Genomic DNA, 25,741 nt, shown 5'->3' with positions numbered 1-25,741 from the left:
AAACCTCACCTAAATTTTGCCGAAAACCTCATAAATTGGGTCATTTGATCTTTTAAATGGAAAAAATAGATAAATTTGATCTGAATATCATCTCCTGCCTGCAAAAGGATGGCGCGCTGTCGCAGCGCGAGCTGGCCGATCGCGTCGGGCTGTCGCAAAACGCCTGCTGGCGCAGGCTGCAGCGCTTGAACGCCTGCGGCATCATTCGCGGCACCCGCGCCGAGGTCAATCTGGTCGAACTGGGGCTGGACCTGACGGTATTCGTAATGATCCGCACCAGCCACCACGCCAAGGCCTGGGCCGACGGATTTCGCCAGCACGTGGAACGCCTGCCCGAAGTGACAGAGTTCTATCGCATCGGCGGAGACTGGGACTACCTGATCAAGGTGGTCTGCCGCGGCATGGCCGGGTACGACCGCTTCTACCAGAAGCTGATCACGGATTTCGAGCTTTCCACGGTGACGGGGTTCTTCAGCATGGAGGCCATCATCGAGAACCGGCCGCCGGATCTGGGGGGATTGGAGGGATAAGGCAGGCGAGCATGGCGCACGGGACGCCCGACCCATGCGGACATGACAGAACCGTGACGGCGGGACGATCGGATTTGTAATTCCAATGACCGCGGATTGTCGGGCGACGGCCTGCACACTGGCCCCGCCAATCCGCCAGAAGACATGGTTCCCGTGGCTTCCGGTCGGTAGACGCATATCGATCTTCCCCGCTCACGGAGTCCCCCATGAAAAAGCTATATGCCGCGGCGGTCGCCACGGCACTGTCCGGCGCCGCCTATGCGCAGCCCTCTTCCGTCACGCTCTATGGCCTTATCGACACCGGCATCGGCTATGCCAACGTCGATGGCGCCTACACCGATCCCGCCACCGGCAACCGCACCCGCGTCGACAGCAGCCGTATCGGATCCACCACCGGCACCACCGCCGGTTCGCGCTGGGGCCTGCGCGGCAAGGAAGACCTGGGCGACGGCCTGTACGTGCTCTTCCAGCTGGAGTCCGGCTACGACAGCCGCAACGGCAACTCGTTGCAAAGCGGCCGCCTGTTCGGCCGCGAAGCCACTGTGGCCCTGGGCAGCGCCGACTGGGGCGGGGTACGCCTGGGTCGGCAATACAACATTGCCTCGCGCTACTTCACCGGCATGTTCGGCTCGTCGTTCGGCGGCGGCTTCAATCAGTTGAACACCGGCGCAGGCCTGGGCTTCAGCTCGGCCAACTTCGTGCGCTACGACAACCTGGTCGTCTATGAAACCCCGTCGATGGGCGGCTTCACGGGCGCCATCGGCTACGCCTTCAACGCCGACGACCGCCGCCTCGCCCAGACCGGTTTCGCCACGGCCGACAACACCCGCGCCATCTCGGCCGGCCTGCGCTATGACAACGGCCCCATCATGGGTTTTGCCACCTACGACCAGCTCAATGCCTCGAACAAGCTGAGCCCAAGCCAGACCGACGCCACGCCGCGCTCCTACATCGTCGGCGGCTCCTACGACTTCGAAGTCGTCAAGGTGGCCCTGGCCTACAACCGCATGAGCGATGGCTGGTTCGCAGGCAAAGGTTTCCCCAATGGCGGCAGCATCGGCGGCTTTACCGGCACACCTTCCTACGCCTTCGTCAAAGGCTTCCGCTCGAATGCCTACATGCTGGCGCTGGCCGTTCCCGTCGGCAGATCCGGCGGCGCGTTCGCGTCATGGCAGCGCGCCGACGCCAACAGCAAGCAGCTCACGGGCGGTGACGCCGCCAGCAACACCTATAGCCTCGGCTACAACTACAACCTGTCCAAGCGGACCGATCTCTATGCCGTGGCGTCCTACACCACCAACTGGGCGTTCCAGGACAACGTCAAGGCGACTGAAGTGAACATGGGCATCCGCCACCGGTTCTAACGCAAGGTTTCATAAGACGCTGTATGCAGGGAATCCCTTGATTGCGCCCTCTCCGCGAAGGGACGGCCAGATGATCGCCGCGCGCCCTTCCAGCGCGCGCTTTTTCTGATGCCGCGCGGTTGCCGGGCTCGCATGCGTGCGCTGATCACAAGGGCCGCGCCGCCAGCATGTAGCTGCCGCCCCGCATCGTATGCAGCAGCTTGGGCCCCGGCCCTGCGTCGACCTTCCTGCGCAACCTGCGCATCGCGACCGCAACCGCATGCGACTTGAAATTGCGTTTGTCTTGGATATGCAGCTTCATTTTCCAGACCTGCTCGGCCAGCTCCCATTCCACGCACACGACCCCGGGCCGCTGCATCAGAAAAGCCAGCAAACCGAATTCCTTGGGCGTGAGCTGCAGGAACTGCCGGCCACGGTAGGCGCGGCAGCGCAATAAGTCCAGCTCCAGGTCGGCAAGCTGCAACCTGGGGCTGGACTCGGGGGGATTGATCACGGAGGATTCAGCCACGCCGGGCTCGCCTGCCGCGCCGGCGGCTATCGCCCCGACGCGTTCTGGCGTTGTACTTCAGCCTGGTACTCCGGCCCCGAACGCAGGCGGAAATACTCCGTAAATGCGGCCTTGTACTGCGGGCTGTAAATATCCGGCGTCTCTTCGCCGCGCCAGAACCGGTCCACGCCCGCGCGCTTCCAAAGCGCCAGGTCGGCCAGCACTTCGGCGCGCGTCAACGAGGGACCATAAGGATTGGCCAACCCAGCGGGCGGCGGCGCGGACTGCGCCAGCGCCGTGCCGGTAGCGGCGGCCGACAGCGCCAGGATCAATGCGGCTTTGCGGATAATCTGCATGTTTGCTTCCTATGTATCGTGGAGGGGACTGCACGATCAAATTCTAGGAAAGCGATGCGGACAGAAAGCGGATAGCGGGATTACGTTTTTGAAATGGCGGGCCGGCCTGACGCAGCCCCGCGCTTTCCGATGCCCCTACCAGGCCAGCCCCTGCTGCGCCAGTCCAAGGCGCCGCGGTCTCAAGAACACATAACAATGCTGGAACCCGTCCGCCACGACGTGGCGCGCGCCCGTCATCCCCGTTATGCCGGGCTCGAATGTCTTGAAGACCTGAAAGCCCTTGGCCTGCTCGACCTTGAAGCTCAGGCGATCGGGCTTGTCGTTATAGCCGAGCACCAACATCCCATCGTCGGCCAGCACGTGATGGCATTCAAACATCAACTGATTGAATGCGTCTTCCGTATCCAGGCCGAAGCCGATCAGTCCGTTGGCGAACACCACATCAAAGCCATGCGGCGGATAGTACGAAGACAGTTCAGTCGCCGAACCCACCACGTGCCTGTTGGGCGGGCCGTAGGCGGCGTTGCGCGGATTCAGGTCTATCGAATAGAAGTCCAGATCCAGCAACCGGTCATAGTGCCAGTTGTGCTTGTCCAGACCGATGAAAAGGCACCTGGCCGCCGGCGCCGCCGCGCCGCGCCGGAAATGCTGGTTGACGTAGTCGAAGACCTCTTGCTCCATGAACATCCGGCTAGGCACCCGCAGCCGGAAATCGACGCCTAGCGTCTTGGCAAGAGCCGGAGAAACCCGGAAAGCCGCGCGCTTCAGGGCATATGATATTTTTTTGATGAACTTCATGATCCCCAAAACCCGAATAACGCCAATATCCGAGTGGCCTTCCAGCAGGCCATCAGCCTCATTTTTTTGAATTCTAGGTTGGGGCTTTTTCTTCTATCCTGAGTTTTTCTGGACTCGTATTTACCTATTCTTGTAGCGGCATTGGACCGCAGGTCCGGACCTGCAAGACAAGGCTCAAGGCCTCCATGATTCCTGGCGTCCGGCATTCACGTGTTGCGTACTGACTTGGCGTCGCGGGTCGTGAATTGGCCGTCCCAGGGTCGATGAGACCCATACTGTCAATCTCCTTTTTTCATCGCAATCTGAACTGCACGTCAGTACCGGATTCAGGGAGCGGCGATCTCATAGCTGAACACAAGCACCGCCTGGCTCGGTACGGCGTTGCCATCCTGGATTGCGGGCATCATTCGCACCCCGCTCGAGGCTACGACGGCGGCCTGATCCAAGGTGCTGTTCCCTGAGGGGAAAATCAGCGCGCTACGCAGCACCTTCCCCTGAACATCCAGCATCACACGTACCCAGACTGTGCCCTTGGCCCCAGCCGACTTGGCCTGCGGCGGATAGGAGAGCGCGGGAGCTCCGGTAATGAACAGCGCCTTGGGCATGGCCATCGGCCATGGCTCAGGCGAGGCCTGACCCGTCTGCGCCGCGGGACATCCCAGCGGTGGCGAAAGCGGAGCTGGAACCAGGCACGGCTGAACTTCGGGCGCCGCGCGCTGCGCATGCACGGTCACCAGGCCATTTGCCAATTGCTCCCGGGTCGGCCCAGGCTTTTCATAGGTCGTGCCGTCGCGCGCGTCCCGGTACATCAAGGCCAATCCCATGACGCAAATCGCCGCAAGCCCCATCTTCATCTTGTTGGCGGCCAGCCACCGCAGCGCATTCCGTCCGCGGTCAAAACGCGCCGAAGCCGTGCGCCATGCCTCGACGCGCGCCCATCCCAGATCCAGCACCGACAAATGAGGCGCAATGCTTAGCAACTGCGCGAAATCCCGTCCATGCCAGTACGCCTGCACAAGATTTGGCTCAGCCCACCTGTGCGCCAACCTCAGGACTGCATCCAAGCGCACACGCAGGGGCGGCGGCAGCTGGCTGTACTGTTCCATCTGGTCCAACAGCATGTCGACCCAATCGGAGAGGTCCGGGTCCTGCGGAAACGCCGCACTCAGGCCGTTCCAGTCGAACGCCCGGCGCGCGCCATTGAAGAGGGCAAGGCGGCCATCCGGCTGCAGACGCATCGCCCGGGCAAGACTCCAGGCCAGAGCGTCCCTGGCCTCCAGATGGTCAAGCCGGCGGTCAGCCAGGGCGGTCTCGAGCATCTGCGCAACCTCGTCATCGGACGCCTGCATCAGACGGCGGGTCCAGTGCTCGATACCCTCTTCCAGCTCCTCTCGGGATGGCGAAAACCATCCAGATTGAACTGCTGGCCCTGGCTCTTGCGCATGCGTCGACTGCGCCTGCGTCTGGACGGCTTCCATCCCGGACACTGGCGCGAACTCGGGCACGGCACGCGGCATCGCGTCAGCTCCCGCTGGCGGCGCGTCCGACAAAGTCAACGCGCTGCAAGCGGCGGACTCCCCTTCCTCGACCTGTATCTCGGCCCAGGCGCGCGCATGCTCGTATGCGCCGCGCAGGATGGCAAAGCCTTCCGGGTCAGCGGCCTGGTCGATCCGCTTGAGCGCCGCCGCATAGGCGCGGCGGATGGCCTTCTGGTCGCTGGTGGGCTCAATGCCCAATCTGGTAAAGCTCGCTGCTGCCACGGTACTAGTCCTGTTGCGTGGGATCAAAGCCTGGAGCAAACACGGCGGCCCGTTCAAGCACGTCGACCACGCGACGCAGCCGCTCTGCGGCACGCACGGCAAGCCGCTCCTCCTGGGTTTCCAGCGCCTGTTCAAACAGCACTATTTCGTGGGCGAGCAGTTCGCGGTCATCGCCACGCAGCACCTGGTAGACGCGCTCGGCCCGCGCCACCAAGGCGCGGTTGACCGCCAGTTCCCGAGGATGGATCTTCAACTCGGCCAGTTCGCCCAAGCGGCGCTGGATATCGGCGTCGCTCATCTGCGCGCCGCCGCCCTGGATCACCAGACGTTGTGCCGCGCCGCCTCGCGCCAGCGCAGCCTCGACCTCCAGCAAGCCATTCACGTCATAGGTAAAACGCACGTTGATGGCGCTTTCCAGACGCGACAAGCGCGGCAACGACATGTTCAGAGTGCCTAGCAGGATGTTGTCGCGGACAAGGCGGGACTCCCCCTGGTAGATGTGCAGCTCGACCTCGCCCTGGCCGTCTTCCATCGGCATGTATGTTTCCTGGCGGCTGACGGGCACGATGGTGTTGCGTTCGATGATGGGTGCAAACTGGCCTGGCAGACGCTGTCCGGACGAGGTGGTGCGCGTGGTACTGATGCCCAGCGTGTAGGGGCATACGTCGGTCATCACGACCTCTTCCAGCGCCTGGTCCTTCATCTTCAGTCCCGCCATCACCGCAGCGCCAGCCGCCACCACTTGATCGGGATCCATCTCGGCATTCGGAAAGCGGCCGAACATGCGCGTGACCAGCTGGCGCACCAGCGGCATGCGCGTGGCGCCGCCCGCCAGCACCACGGTAGCAATGTCCTGGCTCTTGATGTTGGCGTCGCGCAATGAGCGCTCAACCGGCATGCGCAAACGCGTCAGCAGCGGCGCGCACAACTGCCCAAGCAGTTCCTGGCTCAATTCGAGCGCATATTCTTCGCCGCGCCAGTCCAACGCAATGCGGGCGGCAGGTTGGGTCGACAACTGGCGCTTGGCGCTTTCAGCCTGCGCCAGCAACCGTTGCATGAAGCGCCGGTCCTCGCGCGCGGCCGCGGCCCGCGCATGGGTATCGAAGAACTTCTGAACGATCTCATTGACGAAATCCTCGCCGCCAAGGAAGTTGTCGCCCGCCGTGGCGCGCACCTCCATCACGCCTTCGAAGAGTTCCAGCACCGACACATCGAAAGTGCCGCCACCAAGGTCAAAAACCAGGAACTGGGTCTCGTCCTCGCTCTGGTGCAGGCCATAGGCCAGCGCGGCCGCGGTGGGTTCGTTGACCAGACGTTCGACGGTCAGGCCCGCCAACTTCCCCGCGTTGCGCGTTGCCTTACGCTGCGAGTCGGAAAAGTAGGCCGGCACGCTGATCACGGCCTCGGTGACCGGATAGCCCAACACGGCTTCGGCGTCTGCCTTCAGCGCGCGCAGCACCAGCGACGATAGTTCTTCCGCCCGGAACTCCTGGTCGCCCAACTGGAACAGCTTGTCGCTGCCCATGTGCCGCTTGAACAACGCAGCGGTGCGCTCGGGATGCGTTTGAAGACGCTCTTGGGCGGCCTGCCCCACCAATACGCGGCCATCTTCATCCAGGCTTACGCAGGAGGGTGTCAGAAAGCTCCCCAACGGATTGGGCACCAGGCGCGCCCGGCCGTCCTGCCACAGCGCCGCCAAACTATTTGTCGTACCCAGGTCGATACCGATGATCATGAGAAAAGCCTGTTTCGGTTCCAATAATGCGGGCGCTCCGCGCAAGCGCGAAACGCCCCATGGACCTACGATTAACGGACAGGAAGGAGAGAAATGTAGCGGGCGGGGCCAGGTCAGGCCGCAGCAACCAGATCCATCTGGCCCGCCGCATGACCCAAACGCCGCGGTCGCAGAAACACATAGCAATGCCGGAACCCGTCCTCCACGATGTGACGCGCGCCAGTCATTCCTGTTATGCCAGGCTCAAAAGTCTTGAAAACCTCAAAACCCGCGGCCTGTTCAACCTTGAAGCTCAGGCGGTCGGGCTTGTCGTTGTAGCCAAGCACCAGCATCCCGTCGCTGGCCAAGACGTGATGGCATTCGAACATCAACTGATTGAACGCTTCCTCGGTATCCAGGCCGAAACCGATCAGCCCATTCGCAAAAACCACATCGAAGCTGTTCGGCGGATAGTGCGAAGACAATTCGGTCGCCGAACCTACCACGTGTCTGCCGGGCGGGCCGTAGGCCGCATTGCGCGGATTCAAATCTATTGAATAAAAGTCGAGGTCCAGCAACCGGTCGTAATGCCAATTGTGCTTGTCCAGGCCGATGAACAAGCACCTCGCCGCCGGAGCGGTCGTTGCGCGCCGGAACTGCTGATTGACATACTTGAAGACCTCTTGCTCCATGAACATCCGGCTAGGCACCCGCAAGCGGAAATCAAGGCCTAGGGTTCTGGCAAGAGCCGGAGACGCGCGAAAAACGGCGCGCTTCAGCGCGTAAGGTATTTTTTTGACGAACTTCATGATCCTCCAGAACTTCAAAAACAAACCCGTATGGCACCAAGTACCAAAGCAGCCCCCGCGGGCCGCCAGCCTCACTTGCTTTTTGTGAGGTCCATTCTTTATTCGAATTCTTCCTTGACCTTGCCGACAGCCGACGAATCGTAGCTATCTCAGCCCGGATATTATTTATTCGAAGATTTTTCAGTCCGATACCGCTATGCCAGCCGCAAGCCGCGCCGCGCCCGTCCAGAGCCTTGGACATGAACGCATTGCGTGGAGAGGATCCTGGCTGGGCCGCCCGATGGATGGCTGTTTATTGGTTCACCTGTCCAGCGTTTCCCCAATGCATCGCCCCGCAGCGCTGCATTGAGACAGGATCTTTGCGTCCTACCGTTCCAGATGGAAGCCAGACGCTGCGCCCCATCTACTTATTTCTAACGGCTAGGTACGACCATTCTTAATGGCGCTCTTATTTTTTTATTTTTGGTCGAATGGCGCCAAAAATAAACACCGTTTTACTAGTTTTCATGCATACAACATCATGCCGACTAACGGACATTGACAAGACAGTCGCGCCACTCCGACTACCTTGCCGCCCCTTCAGGCAACGCAAGAAGGCCATTCAACTCCAGGCCGCCGCCTTGGTTGGTGCTACCTGCCGAGGTCTATACATGCCTCCCAGCAACCTCTAAAGGGAGCATCAGGAGCGACCAATCGCCACAGTTCACGCGAGGCAACACACTGAAACCACCGTTCTTCCAGACCGAAAATCTGGTACCGGCTTTGCACGGCAACCTCGACTGCCAAACCTGCGTCTACCTGTACCACAATCCACTTCAGAAATCTCTCGTACTCGTTTAGAGAGAAAAATCCATCAATCTTCTCCCATGGGCAATCGGTCATCGCGCTATCCATGGCGAATCACCTGAAAATCAATCCGCACTACACGCTGCGAGCGAGGAATTCGCGCGTTCTTCCGAGGGCGTCAAAGCCAGCGTCCGATAGCTGACGGACATCGAAGTCACGGAAACCAAAGTAAAGGCGAATGTGGAAATGGCGGTGTACAGATAAAACGCCACGCCTGGCGCCCGCGGCATCTGTAGCAGAAAGATCCGGACAGCCTCTAGCAAGAGCAATAGCGGCACTGGCAACATGGCCACCGCCAGCAGGCGTAACCGGTTGCCCTTCACCAGCCCCGCAATCCGCGACAGGTCCAATCTGCCGGTCAAGGCCGCGTGCGGCAACGCCAGAAAGAAATATCCCAGGAAAATGCACGGCGACAATATCAACAACAGCACCAACACCATGCCAAGCCAATGCGGGCCGGCTGGCCCCTTGGAGAACAGCATCACGATGTAGGCCAGAAGCGCAACCACGAACGCTAACGCGGCACTCACCAACAGTACGATGAAATACATGCGTTCGGGCTTGCCTGCCACGGGGCGAGGCGCAGGAGTTTCGTTTAGAAGGATGCACCGATGCCAAGCCACCGCCGCCAGGACTGGGGCGGCGGTACTCACCATCCATCCGGCCAGCTCCAGCAGTTTGCTCTGCTCGACATATGCCATGTCGTTCAGATACATGCCCAAGACCACGCCACCTAGCAGAATCAGGATCAATAGCGGCGATGCGCCGATCAGCCGTCCGCCATGGTCGCCTAGATAATCCAAGGTCTGGCGGATGACCCGCAGTATGGGGAGTTTCTTCCGCATGTATTGCTCCATGATGTGCGTTGGCCGTCGCTGCTTCGCAAGGGCTGCTTTATGGCAGACCAAGCGTGGCCTGTTCAGGATCTTTGCAGCCCAATCGGTCAGGAACTTGGCTGTAGTTCCTCTGATTAATAACGGCGGGTCATGGAGTTTCTTAATTCTAAATGTAGTCTGACAATTCTTTTGAACGCAAAACACGTTCGACGTATCGCCCGGATTACACCTAATCTCTTGATGGGCGTAACGGTATTTTTTCGCCAACAGAATTCCGAGATAGTTCAGCCTGACACCCTATTTTTCTGACTCATGCCAAAGAGAAAAATCAAGCAAGTACTTCTTCGAGCTCGGCCCAAGCTCTAGATAAACATTATTTTTAATTTCCAAATTGCCAGAAATAGAATTATCCAGAGCTTCCAACAGTCCCGTGGCAACTGCTGTGCAAAGCTCATCATCAGGGGAATTAATTCCCTCCTCTATCAGATGAAATATTCTTGACCGAGAAGACGGTGAAAGCTGTGCAAAATTTTCCGCCATTCCTTTTCCAAGAATGGAAAAAAGCACAGTCATTGGAATATCTTCCCCCCAATCTTGCACGGCAGAATTTCTCGCCTTTTGCAAGAAAGAAAACTCCATAAACTGATTAACGAACCTCATCGAAAATTCCATATTCTATTTCCCCAAAAAAGGTGTCAGACGACACTTTCATATTCGGAAAATGTTGTCTGACACCTTTTTACGGTTCTTAACTTCCGTTGACCGCACAGGCCTTCGTTGGAGTGAGTTCAATGAGTCGGTTGGCGCTGTCTACGCCTAGCTCTTCGACGATTACTTTGCGATCCCGCACATATATCTCGTAGTTCGCGCCAGCTATCGGAGTGAAATAGCCTGCGTCACGCGTTTCGTGCTTATAAATGGAGACGCCCGGCGAATGATACGTACCACCGACCTGACCATATATGGTCAAAGGAATGCCGGCCTTTATGATGAATTCATCGAAGACAGCATCACCACGCCTTGAAGTGGGAGGCATGCCAACACTGCGACTACCCTGATAATGGCTACGCTGCATGGTCTCCAACCCTTCCCCATGCCCCAACAGGCCAGGACTGGTGTAGCAGGTACGATCAAAATCCAGGCGAATTCGGTCGGCGGTGTAGACAAAAACACGGACGCGTGAATTTTGGGTCCCATCATAGCTATTGAGAACATTAGGATTGGTTGCTGAGCAACCTGAGAGCCCGCCAGAAATCACTAATACAGGGACCACTATTCGAAACACAAAATTCGACACTTCACGAACCTCGGCGCAAGATAGATTTTGATGCTTGCATCAAGCGGAGACTATGGTTTCAGCTGAAAAAAACTAGTCCGACGCCCTGCTAATTGATACATTATTTCCCGAATGCATCGCGAGGTTCCGCGAAACGCAGCAGACCGGTCTTGTGGCATTGGTATGGGTACTTTTCGGCGCACCGCTGTACCATGGAGCGCGCCAGTTTATTCGCGACATCCGCCGCAATCCGCTGTCCCTCGGCATTCGGCCCACGATTTGAAAAATCACGCAGAGAGATCCCATACGTATCCTCGGCCATGCCACGGTACTCGCCCGACTCTGCGTCATACAGACGGATACCCACCGACACACTGGCAGGATACTGTTGAGAACCCTCGAATGCGCGCGGCTCGCTCACAGCAACCACATATTTGACACCTGCCGCCAACGCATCCTTGTTCATCGTTTCCGGCCTGGCCGTCTTGAGATCGAACTTGCGCAACTTGAATACAGCCTTAACTCCCGCTGCGTCCATGGCACCTGGCAGTTCGGCATTCAATGCGTTGCATACTGATTCGGCAGCGTAGGTCGCAGGATAGGCTGTTCTGGCACCTATGAAACCGACACTCTCGATCTTCTTTTTAAAATCGCAATCGGTGGTGTAGATCAGCACCGGACTGATCATCTTGCGAGGTTCCGGGTTCGTTGCCAAGGCTGCCGGCGGCGAGCCCATGATGAAGGAGCAGCCTGCGGAAGCGAATAGCGAGGCGAGTGTCAATATGAATCTACAGAAAAGCATAGTCTTCTTATTCTCTGATTTCTAAGAAATTCACCTAAAAGAGCTTCCACCCGGAATCGACCATCATCCCTGGACATTTACACACTCACTCGTCATCAGCTGATTGACGCCTCTGTGTCAGACTAAATTTAGATAGCCAGAAAATCTAGCCTGATATCTTATTTAGACACGTTATTTATGTAGTCTGACTATCTTATTTATGGAAGCCGTCATTGCGATCAATTTTAGCCCGCACGAGAATTTCTCCCGTTTTCCGTGATTTTCTACTCGACCAAAAAAATACCCGACGCTCATCTTTTCGAGCCCCTGAACGCAATAACCTTAAAATTCAGTACTTCCCTTTTTCCCTGAAGGGCTTGACATTAACCATAGCGGCCTTCGCTGCATACATACCCACGCCCCCAATAACCACGCCGATCAGGGCCAAAAAATAAAGATCAAACCGCAATCCAAGCAGGGCCAAGACAACCCCGACCCAAATTAACAATCCTCGGAACCAGCGCTTGAAATTTCCTTCCGCGATTATCACGCCATAGAAACTCATGTTATCTCCTACCAACACTATTCAAATAACCATTGCTCTTTACCAACTCCGCAAGCTCATTAATAGCGGGCGCAAGCACTGGATATCTATCTGACGCAAAAGCGCCTACCATATCAACGGTCGAATCACTTACAGATTTTTTCCAATTTGGCCTCACCATTTGCTCGAACAGACTACTTGCAGCACCTATCGCGGTGGCGGCACCAGCAACTGGGGCATTTCCCGCGGCAGTTGCTGCAGCAGCGATTCTCCCGGCCATACTCGACACCCAAGCGGCGTTATCTGCAGCTCGAATCGCCTGTTGAACATGACCCAGCTGAGTCATGTTCGGAGTCAAACCAGCTACACATTCGGCTGTTGCGCAGTACCTAGCCACAGTATCATCAATTGGAATATAGCCTGTTCGTGGACTAGTATCACGAAAAATCGGAGCAGGCACATACTGGGCCATATATGGAATTTCACTTTTATTTACGAAATCAGCTATGAATGCCTGAATAGCCGGATCCACCTTTCCCGCTTTCTGAACATAGACAACCGAGCCAGCCTCATTTGACCATACGGCTCCCGAGTCAGTTTGCGTCACACCACCAATCTGAACATCAGGTACCCCAGGATAAGTCGTGCCTCCGATCACGAAACTCATCTGGCGCATTTGATCTTCAATATATTCAAGCGAAACATCTCCACCTTTCGCGCGTATGGCATCGGCAATTTTTTTTGCGACCGCCCTTTCTTCGGGATGCAATTGCCGGTTGTACATGTCCGCAACGGAGGCTCCCCCTGCTCCGCTGAGCCCCCCAACAGCCCCGCCAGCAGCACTACCGATGACGTTCAGAATCACCCTGGTAACTTGTTCTCGCGCTTCGCCTGACAAGCCTGCAACGGCTTGTTCCACCTGCTCCTTAACCAAGTTGGTTGCGAGATCTCCAGCAACCGTGCCCGCTACAGCCCCAGCTACATTCCCTCCCCCCAACGCTGCAGCTATCCCCGCCACCGCAGCATGCAGCCCGATCGCGCCCGGCTTACCTTCCCCCCAAAGATCCGGATCCTTCTCCTTTAGGGTCTTCAGCGCATCCCCGGCAAGCTGCATCCCCAACTGCCCGAACGCTTGCTGGAACTCCAACTGCTCGCGGACCTTGTCCTTGTCGAAGATCTGCCCGATGCTGCCGTTCGCGCCGGCAGTATCCCGGCTAAGTCCCGCCGTGCTATCCCGGCCGCTGTCCTTGTCCGAGCGCACCTCAATCGTCCCCGGAGCAATCGCAGCGTAGGTGGTGCCGGAATCGCTGCCGCTGGTTTGGCCGAAGCTGAACCCTGACGGACCGGCCTTGTTTGCGCCGCCCTTGTTGGCAACGTCGAAGGCTCCTGACATGCCCAGGTTCACGCCCACGGTGGTGGACTTGTAGTCGGCCTTGTTCTTCAGATCGGTAAAGCCCAACGTTTCCGTCAACAGCCTGTTCTTCGCGGCATCGGCGTCGCTGGCGATCACCGCGCCGTTGAGTTGGGTATGTTTGCCCACGGAGACGTCGAAGCCGCCCGACCCCGCATACAGTCCGGACTGCTCAATCACGCTGTCGTAGTTCGACTTGGTCTTGCCCGTGCTGGCGCCGATGTAGGCGCTGCCGGTCATGGAACCGAAGCTGAAGCTGCCACCCGCGTTGGCCTGCTTTTGCTTGGCGTTGTAGCGGTCGGTGTCTTGCTGGCTGGCAATGGTCAGATTCCTGCCGATGTCTGCACGGATGCTGTCGGCGCGCGCCTGCGCGCCTTCCAGCAACGTGTCGCGGCCCGAAGCCAGCGTCAGGTTGTCGCGGGCGCTAATCTGGGTTTCGCGGTACGTCGTGCCGTTGCCCTTGGCGTTGCCGCTGCCCATGTAGCCGCTGGCGAAGATATTGATGCCTCCGCCACTGCCGCTATCGGACACGCCGATGCCCACACCGACCTTCCAGCCGCTGTTCTTGTTGGTTGAGGTCTCTGTGGAACTCTGTGCCTGGCTCAACAGCGAAAGATCGTTCGTGGCTCCCAGCAGTACGTTCTTGCCAGTGACATCGCTTCCGATGATGGACAGATTGCCCGAGCCTGGAACGCCTCGCTCGCCCAGGGCCACGATGGAGACATTGCCGCCTCCCATGACGGAAGAGCCGAACACCGATTCCTGCGTGCGCTTCGTTTCGCTGACGGATTTGCTGGCGCCTATGCTGATCTGGATCTGGGCGCTGGCGTTCTCCTTGTCGGCTGCCGTGGCGTTGGCTCCTTCTGCCGCCTCCAGCATGCGATTGGCCTGCACCGCCTGATAGGCGGCCTGGCCCACCTTGACCGCGGCCAGGCGGCTGCTCTTGGCGTCGTCTGCCTGTTTGAGCGTGCCGTGTATCTGTTGGGCAGCACCGAGCACGCCGCCCGCCACGCCTATCGTGATTCCGGACTGCTTGAACTCGTGGTATTCGTGCTGGCGGGCTTCACCCACGCCGGCGACGATCGCCACATTGCGGCCGCTGATCGAGATATCACCGTCCTGCGCCAGTACGTTGCTGGCGAAGATCCCCACGTCGCGCCCGGCGTCGATGGTCAGATTGCCGCCCACGCTGCCGACAGTGCTGCTGGAGTAGCCTCCGCTTTCGCCCTTCATCCAGTCGGTTCGTTGCTGCTTGCTATAGCCGACGCTGAAGCCGCCACCACCGCCAAAGCCAGACTTGGTCACCTTCTCGTACTGGTAATCCTTGTACGACTCGGTCGCCGCGGCAATGTTGATGTCCCGATTCGCCATCAGCGTGACCTCGTTGTCGCCGATGACATTCGACCCCACCACATTCAAATCCCGCCCCGCCATCAACACCGCCGTATCGCCGGTAAAGGTCGACCCCTTGGCCTGTTCCCAGTCGCTGGAGGTAATGGTGTGCGTGGTCTTGGACGACAGGAAGCTCTTGGTCTTGTAGCGGACCTCGTCGTAGGCCGAGCCGGTTTCCACCCCTGCGACCAGATTGATGTCACGTCCCGCGCCCACCGCCAGCTGCTTGCCTGCGGTGACTTCGGCCGCACGCGCATTGACGTCCTGCCCCGCGACCAGCGTGAGGTTGCCGCCCGCCGCGATGGTCGAACCGACTTCCGAACTGGTGCTCAGGTCGTGGCGGTTGTTCTTCTTCAAGACCAGCGATTCGCCATGGCTCTCCGTAAGCGTTTCCAGCGCGATGTCGCGCCCAGCCTGCAGGCGCGCGTCGTCCTTGACCGAGACTTGCGCCGCGGTCAGGGTGATATCGCGGCCGGCCTGCATGTTGAGGCTGCCGGCATCGACACGGGCCACGCCGCTGACGTGCGTGCCCCAGGTGCTGCCGAAGTTCTCGGACGCTGCGGTGGACGTCAGGGCGATGTCGTTCCCCGCCTTCAGGGCGACGTTGTCGCCCTTGATCAGCGATACCAGGTTGGTCAGATCCTCGCGTGCGGCGAGGTCGACGGTGGAACCCTGGATCAGCCCGCCGCCCTGGTTGACGATGTTGCCGGCGGTCATGACGGTGGCTTCGCGTGCGCCGATGGTGCCGCTGTTGACGATGTCGCCTTCGGCCTCCAGCTTGACGTTGCGGCCGGCCATGAGGGTGCCGTCGCCCTTCAGGTCGCCTTCGCGCACCAGCAGGTAGACCTGCGGGACCAGCACGGTCTCGGTGGTGCCGTCGGGCAGCGTGACGGTCTGTTCGACCAGCCAGACCAGGTCGGTGGTGAGCTGGCGCTGTTGCGCCTCGGTCAGCGCGACGCCGAGCTGGATGCCGTTGTCGCGGGCGAATTGCGCGCCGGCTGCGAGCAGGGCCTTGTACTGGCCGTCGTTGTCGCTGTACTTGTCGAGGAAGCGCTGGCCGGTGGTGGCAAGGATCTGGTCGGACACGAGCTTCTGTTCATAGAAGCCGTCTCCCAGGCGCTTGGGTTGGCCCGAAGGCGTCAGGAACTTGGCGCCTGCGGGCACCAGGGAATCCCAGCTGCCCAGGCGCGCGCCGGACAGGTTCTGGCCGTCGGCCGCGGCGGTGGCGCCACTGGCGGAGAGCGAGCCGCCCGCGCCGAACGCGGCGCCGGCGGGGCCGGATACGCCTTGCGCGTCCAGGCGCTGGCCGTCCAGGCCGCCGCTGGAGCCGACCGTGGCGCCGGCCTGGCCCGCGTTCGAGACCGAACCCGCACCGACGCCCGCATTGACCGTGCCGGCCGCGCCGGGCTGGTCGTTGCGTTGGCCTGCCAGGCCGCCGCCCGAGCCGGCGCCGTTGCCGATGGTGGTGCCGGGCAGCGCGCCCGGCTGGCTCAGCAGGTCCAGCAGGTAGTCGCTGGAGACGGTTGGACGCTGGCCGACGAAACGCGGATCGGTGGCGACGACGTAAGGCGCGTCCGGCCTGCCGTTGACGGTGTAGAGCTGGCTGTCCGGAATACCGGCAGGATTGGAGACGGTGCGCACCACCGTGCCGCCGGGCAGGCCGACGCTGGCGACCAGCACCGGTCCGGGCGCGACGCCGCCATTGCTGGCGCCGGGCTTGGAACCGTTGAGCTGGACGGCGACATTGCCGCCGGACGTGCCGACCGGCAGTTCGATGGGCTGGCCGGCCAGGGTTGCGTTGTAAGCGCTGGAATATTCCTTGCGATCACGCGAACGCGCCTGGGTGACGGTCATGGTCCCTGTGCGCGTGATGGTGCGCTCGCCGCCCGCGCCGATGTTGTTGATGGCGGGACCGTTTACCGAGAGCGTGCCGCCTGCGGCGATCTGGCTCTTGTCGTTGGTGACGGCGCCGGTGAGCATCATGGCCCCGCCCGACAGGATCTTGCCGGGGTCGGAGGACAGGGTGCGGGTTTCGGTGACCGTCTCTTGCACCCGGTAGTAGGTGAAGGTGCCCACCAGGCGGTTGTTGAAGTCGGCGTTGAACTCGCGGATGCGCGCTTCCAACTCCATGTGCGGCGCCTTGTACGCGGCGTAGGCGTCTTCGTAGGCCTTGCGGCGCGCGTTCTCGGCGGCGCAGCCATCGATGATCGCGCAGTTGTCGTAGAGCGGCGGCACCCAGACCGGCATCGGGCCGGACGGTGGCGTGACACCGAAGACAGCCCAGATACGCTCTCCGGAACCGTAGAGGAACTTCTCCGGCGTGTCCCAGCAAAGATCGGCCGCGTCGCCGCCGCTGCAGCCGACGTCACGCGGGGTATAGGTCGGCGTGATAGGCGACGTCTCGCCACCCCTGCCCTTCTTGCTAGGCGCGTAATCAAACGGCGGCCCATACCGCGACGCCGGATACTTGGTGGACGGCAGCAGGAACATGCGTTCGGGATCGTCGTCCAGCCAGGCCGGATCCTTGCTGCACATCGGCGTCACTTCGTCGCACAGCCAATTGGTCTCGGCGTCGTACATGTCGGTGGTGCCGGCCGGGGTGAAGTACACCTTGGACGTGCTGGACACCTGCACCGTTTCGCTGGTGTAGCGGTCGTTCTGATTGCGGATGGACGCGGCCGAGATGTCGGCATTGCCTGCCGCTTCAATGGTGGCGGAGGCGTTCAGCAGCGAACCGGCCTGGCCGATGGCGCGGCCGGCGGCATCCAGCGCGCCGCCGATGCGCAGGTCGGCGCCCGAGTAGATCAACGCGTGGTCGCGGTTGATGAGCGATCCCACGCCCAGGTCCATGTTCGCGCGCGATGCGATGACGGCGCCGCCGCCCGCGCCCGCGCCGTTGACCAGGGCGCCTGCCTGGATCGACACGGCATCGCCGTAGATGCGGCCGGTGTTGTCGACGTGGCCCGCGGTGATGCGGGTGGAACCTCCGTCGATGAGGCCGGCGTTGGTCAGGCCCTGCGTCACCGTGATGCGGTTCTGGCCGCCGGCCAGCAATTGGCCGGAGGCCTGGTTGTTCAGCGAGTCCGCCGAGATGCTCAGGTCGCGGCCGGCGCTGATCTTGGCGCGGTTGTCCATCGCGCCGCCGACCGACAGGTTGAGGTCGCGGCCGCTGGAGATGTCGCCCTCCTGGTTCAGCGGGCCCGCATACGTGAACGACAGGTCGCCCGCGGATTGCAGCACGCCCAGCCCTTGCAGCGCCTGCGCGATGACGGTCAGGCTCTTGCCCGCCTGCAGCGTGCCTTGGGTGTTCTTGAGCATGTCCGCGACAATGCGCGCGTTGCCTTGGGAAGCGACTGTGCCGCCCGTGTTGTCCAGTTCCTTGGTGGTAAGGGTCAGGTCCTCGATCGCCTCGATGGAGCCGCCCTGGTTGTTGACGCGGTCGGCCATGATGGAGACGACCTTGCCCAGCACGCCCTTGGGCGGTGTGCCGGCCGCGGTCAGCGTGCCGCTGTTGTCCAGGCTGGCGGCGTTCAGCGTCAGCACATTGTCGGCCTGGATCAGGCCGCCGCGGTTGTCCACCGCGCCCGTGGCCGTGACGGTCAGGTCGCGAGCTGCCAGCGTGCCGTCGCGGTTGACAATGCTTGCGGCTTCGAGGCGCGCATCGCCGGCGGCGGCGACCACCCCGCCAGTGTTGTTCAACGCGCCGCTCAGCTTGATCGCGGCATCGCCCGTGGACGTCAGTTTGCCGCCCTGGTTGTGAAGATTGGCGGCGGCGATATCCAGAGCGCCGCCCTGCACGACCGCGTTGCGGCTGTCGATATCACCCGGCGTGGCCAGCGTGACCTTGCCGATGGCGGACAGCTTGCCGCCCGCCAGGTTCAAACTGCCTGCCGACAGGCTCAGATCACGGCCGGCGAGGCTGGTGCCGCCATGAACGATGGAACCCCCGGTCAACCTGATGCTGCCCGGCTGGCTGAGCGAGCCGTCGGCGCCCACGCCCGCCACGAAGCGGCCGCCATTGGAAAGTTGGCCCAAGGCGGTGGCGATGAGATCGCCGCCAGCCAGCACCGAGCCGGTGTTGTCCAGCGTGGATCCCGCCCACAGCTTGGCATTCGTACCCGCGGACGCGATGCCCGCGTTGAGCAGCGCGCCGCCCGCGCTCAGGTCCAGCGCCGCGCCGGACTGCAAGCGGCCGTCCGCCGTGACGGTGAGTTTGCCGCCGGCGCTAGCGACCAGGTCGCCTGCCTGCGTGGCGGCGATGCCGCCCAGCGTCGCGTCCGTGCCGGCCCGCAAGGTCATGCCTTGTTCCGCGGCGGCCGAGCCGAGCGCGGTAAGCGCGCCCCCCGCCTGCGCGGTCAGCGCGCCCCCTGCCTGCAGGCGCGACGCCGCGCCCAGCGCGATATCGCCGCGCTGCGTGGTAAGCGACAAGTTGCCTTGCAAGGCGGCCACCGTGCCGTCGACCGTGATCTTGTCGCCCGCGGTCAAGGTTTGCGAGCCGCCGGCCAGCATGCGCCCCGCCGCCTGCAGCACGCCTTGCGCGGTGGCGGTCAACGTGCGGCCGGCCTGCGCCAGCCCGGCCGCGCCGACGGTCACGTCGCGGCCCGTCAGCGTCAGGTTGGCATCGGCGGCGGCAGTGCCCTCCACTCGCGCGTCGCGCGCGGCGGCCAGCAGCATGTCGCCCACCGAACTCAGCGCGCCCGTTGCGTACAGGTCGCGATCCGCGCGGGCAGTCAGCGTGCCTGCGGCTTGCAGTTGGCCGTTCTGTTTGACGATGAGATCGCGTCCCGCCGTGATCGAGGCATTGCCCGCCGCGCGTTCGCCCAGGGCGGCAGCAAGGCCGCCCAACAGGACGTCTCCACTTGCGGCGAGCGTCAGGCCGCCGCCCGCGGCAATGACGCCGTCTGATCCCAGGTTGCCGCCTGCGCGGGCGTTCAGCCCGTCGAAGGCCTGCATCCTACCGCCCGCGCCGACGAGCAGGTTTCCGCCCGCGTCGGCCGTCAGGCCGCCTTCCAGCGCCGTGGCGATGCCATCGATGCGGATGTCGCGCTGCGCGCCCAGGACGATGGGCGAACCGGCGGTCACCGTGCCCGTGATGAACAGGTCGCGGCCCGCCTGCGCCTGCAAGCTGCCGCCCGCGGCGCCGGCGCCCGTGGCGGTGCCCGCCGTGCCTGCGATGCGCAAGTCCTGGCCCGCGCCCAGCAGCAGCTTGTTGCTGCCCTGGGCCAGGCCGGCCTGGCCGATGCTCAGGTTTCCGACCGCATCTGCGCGAAGCGTGCCGTTGGCGACGGTCTTGCCGTTCAGTTCGGCGTCCGTGCCCGCCTTCAGCGTAATGTCCTGCTCGCCCGAAATCGTACCGTTGGCCAGCAGCTTGCCGCCGGCCTGCGCTTGCAACAGTCCGCCCGCTTGCAGCGCGCTGGCACCGCCCAGTGTCATGGCGCCGCCGCTCTCCACCGTGAGCGCGCCCGCGTCGGCCAGGACCGTGCCGTCTATCGCCAGATCCTTGTCGATCCGCAGCGTCGCGGCTTGCCCGGCCACCAGCGTGCCCGCCAAGGTGGCGCTGTCGGCCTGCACATCGACCGAGCCATCGGCCTGCAGGCGCGCGTTCGCGCCGGTGGCCAAAGCGCCGCCCGCCTGTAGGGTCAGGTTGCCGGCGGCCAGGTTCTGGCCGTCGAGGCTGATATTGGCGACCGCGTCCAGGATCAGATCGGCCAGCGAGGAAATCGTGCCCGCCGCCGTCAGCGAACCGCCCGCGCTCGCCTGCAGCGCGCCGCCAGACAGCGCGCGGCTGCCGGCCGCCAGAGCCAGGTCTTCACCCGCTTTCAGGTCCAGGGCGCCGTTGGCGGATGCCGCCGTGCCGGACATATCCAGGCGACCTCCGGCATCCAGGCTTGCGCCCTTGTCGCCGCGCACGACGCCGGCCATCTCCAGGTTGCCCGCAGCCGCAATGCGCGCCTGGTCCGCGGCGTCCAGTTGCGCCGCCGCGCCGATGCGCAGATTGCCCCCGGCGCCAAGATCCAGCGCGCCGTCGGCGCCCAGCTTGCCGTCCACGCGCGCATCGCGCACCGCCTGGAGTTCCGCGCCCGCGGTGGACACCAGAACGCCGCCCAGCGCCAGGTCGCGCCCGGCGTCAGCCTGCACGCCCTTGCCTTGCAGCTGGCTGCCCGCGCCCAGCAGCAGGTCATTGCCGCTCTTGAGCTGCAGCGCTCCGCCATAGGCGAGTGCATTGCCGTCCACGCGCAGGTCGCGCGATGCGTCCAGCGACATGCCGCCTTCGGCCAGCGCCGTGCCGGCGAGGTTCAGATCCTGCCCGGCCGCAAGCGTCATCGAGGCGTCGGATTGCAGGTGCGAACCGCCTGCCGCCGTCAGCGTCTGGCCTGCCTTCAGGTCCAAACCGCGCGCCGCGTAGACCTGCCCCGCCACGGCCGCGTTGCGCGCGGCCTGTAGCGTCAGGGCGTCCAACGAACTGAGCGCGCCCGCCACGCGGAGATCGCCCAGCGTCGTGACGTTGACCGCGCCCTTGGCCGCGACCCGCGCCAGTTCGCCCATCGACAGGTCGCCGCCGGCGTTCAAGCTCAGGCCGCCAGCACTGGCGGCAAGCGTGCCGTCCACGGACAGCTTGCCCGCGGCGTCGATGTTCATGTCGCCGTTGCCGCGCCAGGCGCCGGCCAGCGTCATGCCCTGGCCGGCCTGGGCGCGCGAAGCGCCTTCGACGTCCCATTGCGCCGTCTTGCCCATGACAAGGTCACGCGCGGCAATCAGCGAGGTGTTGCCGGTGGCAGCGGCCTTGCTGTCAATGCGCGCGTCGCGTCCCGCGCTCAAGAGGATGTCGCCACGCGCGGCCATGGCGCCGCCCGCCAGCAGATCGCCCATGGCGCGCGCCTCCACGCCCACGCCCTGCGTGCGGCTGGCGTCGCCCAAGCGCAGGTCCTTGCCCGCGTTCATGGCCAATTGGCCGCCGTAGGCCAGCGCCGCGCCATCCACCTGCAGGTCGCGCCCGGCATCCAGCGTCACGCCCTTGTTGGCTTCCGCCTCTCCGGCCAGGACCAGGTCCTGCCCCGCGCGCAAGGCCATGGCGCTTTCCGATTGGAGGCGCGCGTCCGCGCCGGCCTGCAACTGTCCTATCGCCTCCAGCAGCAGCGGGCCGCCGGCCAGCAGCTTGCCCGTGACCGTTGCATCGGTTCCCGCTTGCGCCGTCAAGCCGGCTAGCGAGGACACTGTGCCCGCCACGTTCAGCGCGCCCTTCGCGACCATGGACAAGGGGCCGCCGGATTGGGCGCTGCCGCCCACCGTCATGTCGCCGTCCGAGGCCAGGGTCAATGGGCCCGAAGCCGCGCCGGCCGTGCCGCTGAGGTCCAGCGCGCCTCCCGCGCGCAGTTCCGTGCCTTGGTTGCTGAGCAGGCTGCCCGACAGCGCCACGTCGCCGCCGGCTTGCAGGCTGGCCGCGCCCGTCGTTTGCAGTTCGCCCGTGACCTTCGCCGATTCCTGCGCGCGCAGCGTCAGGTCGCCGTCGGCGCCGAGCTTGGCGCCGAACACCGCGTCGCGGCCCGCCGTGAGGCCGGCTGATCCCGCCGCCACCATTTCACCGGCGGTGATGAGGTCGCGCCCGGCTTGGGCCGTGACGCCCTTGCCCTGCGTCTTGCTGGCTGCCCCCAGCAGCAGATCGCTGCCGGCGTTCATGGACAAGCCGCCGCCGTAGGCCAGCGCGCTGCCGTCCACGCGCAGCTCGCGTGTGGCGTCGATCGCGATGCCGCCATCGCTCAGGGCAGCGCCCGCGAGGCTGGCGTCCTGGCCCGCGCTCAGCGTCATGTTCTTGGACGATTGCAGCTGCGCCGTCTGTCCCGTGCGCAGGTCCTTGCCTGCCCGCAACGACAAGGCGTCGCCCGACAGCAGCTTGCCGTCCACCGTTGCGCCGCCCACCGATACGAAGGTCAACGCGCCCTGGCCGGCCAGTTCGCCATCCACGCGCAACGCGCCGCCGCTTGCGCCGCTGAGCGCCCCGCCCGCGTATGCCTTGCCCTGCGCGCCCACGGACAGGTCGCCGCCTGCGAGCAAATCGATGGCGCCCGCGACAGACGAAGTTTCTCCGTCCAGCCGCAGCTTGCCGGCGGCGTCGATGCGTATGCCCTGATTGGTGCGCACAGCGCCGGCCAGCGTGGCGTCCTGCCCCGCCTGGATCTGTGCGGAGCGTTCCGCTTCCAGCTGCGCGCCCTGCGCAATGGCCAGATTGCGTCCGCCCTTCAGCGTCACGTCGTTGGTGGCGACCGTCTTGCCGCCGAGCTGCGCATCGCGCCCCGCGGTCAATGCGATATCGCCGCGCGCGGCCATCGCGCCGTCCGCCTGCAGGTCACCGCCCGCGCGCGCCGACACGCCCTCGCCCTGCGTGCGGCTGGCATTGGTCAAACGCAGATCCTGGCCCGCATCCATCGACAATACGCCGCCATAGGCCAGCGCCGCGCCGTCCATGCGCAGGTCGCGGCCCGCGCCCAGCGTCAGGCCGGCATTGGTTTCCGCCACGCCGGCCAGAAGCATGTTTTGGCCGGCGCGCAGCTGCATGGCGCCGTCCGATTGCAGACGCGAGTCCGCGCCCGCCGCCACCTGGCCTATCGCTTCCAGCAGCAGCGGACCGCCGGCCAGCAGTTTGCCGTCGACCGCGGCATCGCGCGCGGCCTGGGCCGTCAATCCGGCCAGCGAGGAGACCGTACCCGCCACGTTCAGCGCGCCCTGCGTGCTCAACCTGACCGGGCCGCCTGCCTGCGCGCTGCCGCTGACCGACAGGTCGCCGCCGGAAGCCAGCGTCAGTTCACCCGCTGCCGCGCCCACCGCACCGCTGATGGCGAGCGGACCCGCCGCGCGCATGTCCACGCCCTGATTACCGCTCAGGCTACCCGCAAGCGAAATGCCTGCTCCGGACTGCAGCCGCGCGCGACCCAGCGCTTCCACCTGTCCGGTGACAGCCGTGGCGCCTTGCGCGCTCAGGGCCAGATCGCCGCGCGCCAGCACGCGGGCGTCCACCGCGGCCTCGCGTCCGGCCTTCAGTTCAGCGGCCGTCTCCGACACCAGTTCGCCATCGGCCCGCAGATCGCGCGCCGCATCGATTCCAACACGCTTGCCCTGCGCCTTGCTGGCCGCGCCCATGCGCAGATCGCCGCCGCTCTTCAGGTCCAGCGCGCCGCCATAAGCCAGCGCGCTGCCGTCCAGGCGCAGGTCGCGCGTGGATTCGACCAACATCGCGCCATCGGTCAAGGCCGCGCCGGCCAGCGTAACGCCTGAACCCGCGCGTATCGCCATGCCGCCTGCCGACTGCAACTGTGCGCCGGCCTCCGACACCGCGTCCGCGCCCGCCTGCGCCTGCAACACGCCGGACGCATACACCTGGCGCGACAACAGCATGTCGCGTCCCGCCTGCAACGTGACGCCTTCCTTCGCGGAAACCACGCCGCCCGCCGTGGAAACGCCGCCACTCGGTTCGCCCGGCGCGGCCGGGTCGGGAGTCTTGCCGGGTTCGCCGCCGGTAGCCGATCCAGATCCAGTCCCCGACCCGGAGCCGGAGCCCGAACCATTGCCGGTTCCCGCACCGGCGCCGGTCCCGCCACCCGTGCTCCCGCCTTGCCCAGGCTGCGGTGCGACCGTCCGGCCCGCCACCTTCAGGTTGCGTCCGGCTTGCGCACGCACGTCCTGGTCCGAAGTCAGCAGGTCTCCCGACAAGGAGATATCCTTGCCCGCCGCCACGCGCAGGGCGCCTTGCGTGCGCAGGCTGCCCTGCGCGCCGACAGCCACGTCGCCGCCAGCATCGAGCGTCAAGGCGCCACCGGCGCCGGCCGCGCCCTGCACGGAAACGTCGCGCGCAGCCACAAGCGCCGCACTGCCGCCGGCCTGTGCCGCGCCTTGGACGGCCAGATCGCGGCCGCTGTCCACACGCAGATTGCCCGCTGCCTGCGCGGTGCCGCGCGGCGCAATGCGGACGTCGCCCGCGGCCGTAACCTGCAGGTCGCCGGTCAGCGCCACCAGGTTGCCGCCGATGTTCACGCCCACGCCGGCCTCGGTGCCGATCAGGCGCACGCTGTTGGCATACATGCCGCCCAGCGCCGCGGTATCCAGCGCCACCTCGGGCGCCGCGCCTTCGCCCGCCTGGGCGGACACGGCTCCCGTGGCGTAGTCGACGCGCGCCGCGCCTGCGGTCACGTTGAGCTTGTCGGCCCATACGTCCGCGTTGATCTCCAGCGTGCGCGCCAGCAGGTCCACCTGGCTGAGGTTGGAGCCGTTCAAGCCGGCGCCTTCGACGCGGATCTTGCCCGAGGCAATATCGAAGCCGATGCTGCCGTCCGGTCCGACCTGGGGCTTGCCCGTGGTCAAGGTGGCGCGGTCCGCGTTCAAAAAACCGCAGCCGTTGCAGGTGATGCCCGCCGGGTTGGCGACGATCACGTTGGCGCGGTTGCCGGCCACCTCCATCGTGCCCAGCAGTTGCGACGGGTTGGGCGCGGTGACCTGGTTGAGAATGGTGCTGGCGCGCTGATTGCCCAGCATGGGGTTGCCGCCGACCTGCCCCGCCAGTTGGGTCTGGCTGGCGCCGCCGCTGTTGTTGAGCACCGCGCCGGACGGGCCGACGTTGAATTGCGTGTAGCGGTTGTTGGACACGCCGCCCGCCGACGGCGGCGCGATGTTGATGACCGGCACGCCGTTGCTGACGCCGACGGAGGGCTTCGCGCCCGCCACGCTCTTGTCCACCGAGATCGGCAAGGTCTGCGCCAATACTGGCGACCAGACCTGGGTGAAGACGACGGACCAGACTATGAGGGAGCGAAGTTTGGACATCATGCGTATCCGGTGGGACTAAGGA

General features: G+C 63.7%; 14 protein-coding genes. 2 read left to right on the top strand and 12 right to left on the bottom strand.

Annotation, left to right across the window (positions count from 1 at the left end; all coding sequences use genetic code 11):
• Positions 1-56 precede the first annotated feature (56 nt).
• Complete coding sequence (locus tag IAG39_RS11825; RefSeq protein WP_054452588.1) at positions 57-530, top strand: Lrp/AsnC family transcriptional regulator; 474 nt, start codon at positions 57-59, stop codon at positions 528-530.
• Positions 531-736: 206 nt separating this feature from the next.
• Complete coding sequence (locus tag IAG39_RS11820) at positions 737-1,894, top strand: porin (RefSeq protein ID WP_118934345.1); 1,158 nt, start codon at positions 737-739, stop codon at positions 1,892-1,894.
• 145 nt (positions 1,895-2,039) lie between these two features.
• Here the strand turns inward: IAG39_RS11820 and IAG39_RS11815 are convergent, their stop codons facing one another.
• The 12 genes from IAG39_RS11815 to IAG39_RS11760 form a co-directional block, all read right to left on the bottom strand.
• On the bottom strand, positions 2,040-2,402 hold the full coding sequence (locus IAG39_RS11815) for a winged helix-turn-helix domain-containing protein (protein ID WP_118934348.1): 363 nt from the start codon (positions 2,400-2,402) through the stop codon (positions 2,040-2,042).
• A 26-nt stretch (positions 2,403-2,428) separates the two neighbouring features.
• On the bottom strand, positions 2,429-2,737 hold the full coding sequence (locus tag IAG39_RS11810) for a DUF4148 domain-containing protein (RefSeq protein WP_059379970.1): 309 nt from the start codon (positions 2,735-2,737) through the stop codon (positions 2,429-2,431).
• 135 nt (positions 2,738-2,872) lie between these two features.
• Positions 2,873-3,535, bottom strand: a complete 663-nt coding sequence (locus tag IAG39_RS11805; RefSeq protein WP_118934368.1) for a class I SAM-dependent methyltransferase — start codon at positions 3,533-3,535, stop codon at positions 2,873-2,875.
• Between the two features lie 326 nt (positions 3,536-3,861).
• Positions 3,862-5,295 (bottom strand): energy transducer TonB, encoded by a 1,434-nt coding sequence (locus IAG39_RS11800; protein ID WP_124260402.1) that lies wholly within the window; start codon positions 5,293-5,295, stop codon positions 3,862-3,864.
• A 4-nt stretch (positions 5,296-5,299) separates the two neighbouring features.
• Complete coding sequence (locus IAG39_RS11795; RefSeq protein WP_118934352.1) at positions 5,300-7,030, bottom strand: molecular chaperone HscC; 1,731 nt, start codon at positions 7,028-7,030, stop codon at positions 5,300-5,302.
• A gap of 113 nt (positions 7,031-7,143) precedes the next feature.
• The gene (locus IAG39_RS11790) at positions 7,144-7,818 is read right to left on the bottom strand and encodes a class I SAM-dependent methyltransferase (protein ID WP_118934354.1); all 675 of its coding nucleotides are present in this window, start codon (positions 7,816-7,818) and stop codon (positions 7,144-7,146) included.
• Between the two features lie 911 nt (positions 7,819-8,729).
• On the bottom strand, positions 8,730-9,509 hold the full coding sequence (locus IAG39_RS11785; RefSeq protein WP_124260403.1) for a hypothetical protein: 780 nt from the start codon (positions 9,507-9,509) through the stop codon (positions 8,730-8,732).
• A gap of 288 nt (positions 9,510-9,797) precedes the next feature.
• On the bottom strand, positions 9,798-10,172 hold the full coding sequence (locus IAG39_RS11780; RefSeq protein ID WP_124260404.1) for a hypothetical protein: 375 nt from the start codon (positions 10,170-10,172) through the stop codon (positions 9,798-9,800).
• Positions 10,173-10,248: 76 nt separating this feature from the next.
• A complete protein-coding gene (locus IAG39_RS11775) occupies positions 10,249-10,797 on the bottom strand; it encodes a hypothetical protein (RefSeq protein WP_191295330.1) in 549 nt (182 codons plus the stop codon).
• Between the two features lie 100 nt (positions 10,798-10,897).
• On the bottom strand, positions 10,898-11,464 hold the full coding sequence (locus IAG39_RS11770) for a hypothetical protein (protein WP_118934358.1): 567 nt from the start codon (positions 11,462-11,464) through the stop codon (positions 10,898-10,900).
• Between the two features lie 442 nt (positions 11,465-11,906).
• Positions 11,907-12,122, bottom strand: a complete 216-nt coding sequence (locus IAG39_RS11765) for a hypothetical protein (RefSeq protein ID WP_118934360.1) — start codon at positions 12,120-12,122, stop codon at positions 11,907-11,909.
• 1 nt (position 12,123) lies between these two features.
• Positions 12,124-25,719, bottom strand: a complete 13,596-nt coding sequence (locus IAG39_RS11760; protein ID WP_187774100.1) for a hemagglutinin repeat-containing protein — start codon at positions 25,717-25,719, stop codon at positions 12,124-12,126.
• Between the last annotated feature and the right edge of the window lie 22 nt (positions 25,720-25,741).

This window comes from Achromobacter xylosoxidans (assembly GCF_014490035.1).
Lineage (GTDB): Bacteria > Pseudomonadota > Gammaproteobacteria > Burkholderiales > Burkholderiaceae_B > Achromobacter > Achromobacter bronchisepticus_A.
Note: the sequence above shows the minus strand (reverse complement) of the source record. Positions and strands in the feature narration are given on the sequence as shown.

Coding starts and splice junctions, on each gene's coding strand:
- IAG39_RS11795 (WP_118934352.1), bottom strand. CDS start 7,030: ATGATCATCGGTATCGACCTGGGTACGACAAATAGTTTGGCGGCGCTG.
- IAG39_RS11810 (WP_059379970.1), bottom strand. CDS start 2,737: ATGCAGATTATCCGCAAAGCCGCATTGATCCTGGCGCTGTCGGCCGCC.
- IAG39_RS11805 (WP_118934368.1), bottom strand. CDS start 3,535: ATGAAGTTCATCAAAAAAATATCATATGCCCTGAAGCGCGCGGCTTTC.
- IAG39_RS11780 (WP_124260404.1), bottom strand. CDS start 10,172: ATGGAATTTTCGATGAGGTTCGTTAATCAGTTTATGGAGTTTTCTTTC.
- IAG39_RS11820 (WP_118934345.1), top strand. CDS start 737: ATGAAAAAGCTATATGCCGCGGCGGTCGCCACGGCACTGTCCGGCGCC.
- IAG39_RS11825 (WP_054452588.1), top strand. CDS start 57: ATGGAAAAAATAGATAAATTTGATCTGAATATCATCTCCTGCCTGCAA.
- IAG39_RS11770 (WP_118934358.1), bottom strand. CDS start 11,464: ATGATCAGTCCGGTGCTGATCTACACCACCGATTGCGATTTTAAAAAG.
- IAG39_RS11785 (WP_124260403.1), bottom strand. CDS start 9,509: ATGCGGAAGAAACTCCCCATACTGCGGGTCATCCGCCAGACCTTGGAT.
- IAG39_RS11765 (WP_118934360.1), bottom strand. CDS start 12,122: ATGAGTTTCTATGGCGTGATAATCGCGGAAGGAAATTTCAAGCGCTGG.
- IAG39_RS11760 (WP_187774100.1), bottom strand. CDS start 25,719: ATGATGTCCAAACTTCGCTCCCTCATAGTCTGGTCCGTCGTCTTCACC.
- IAG39_RS11790 (WP_118934354.1), bottom strand. CDS start 7,818: ATGAAGTTCGTCAAAAAAATACCTTACGCGCTGAAGCGCGCCGTTTTT.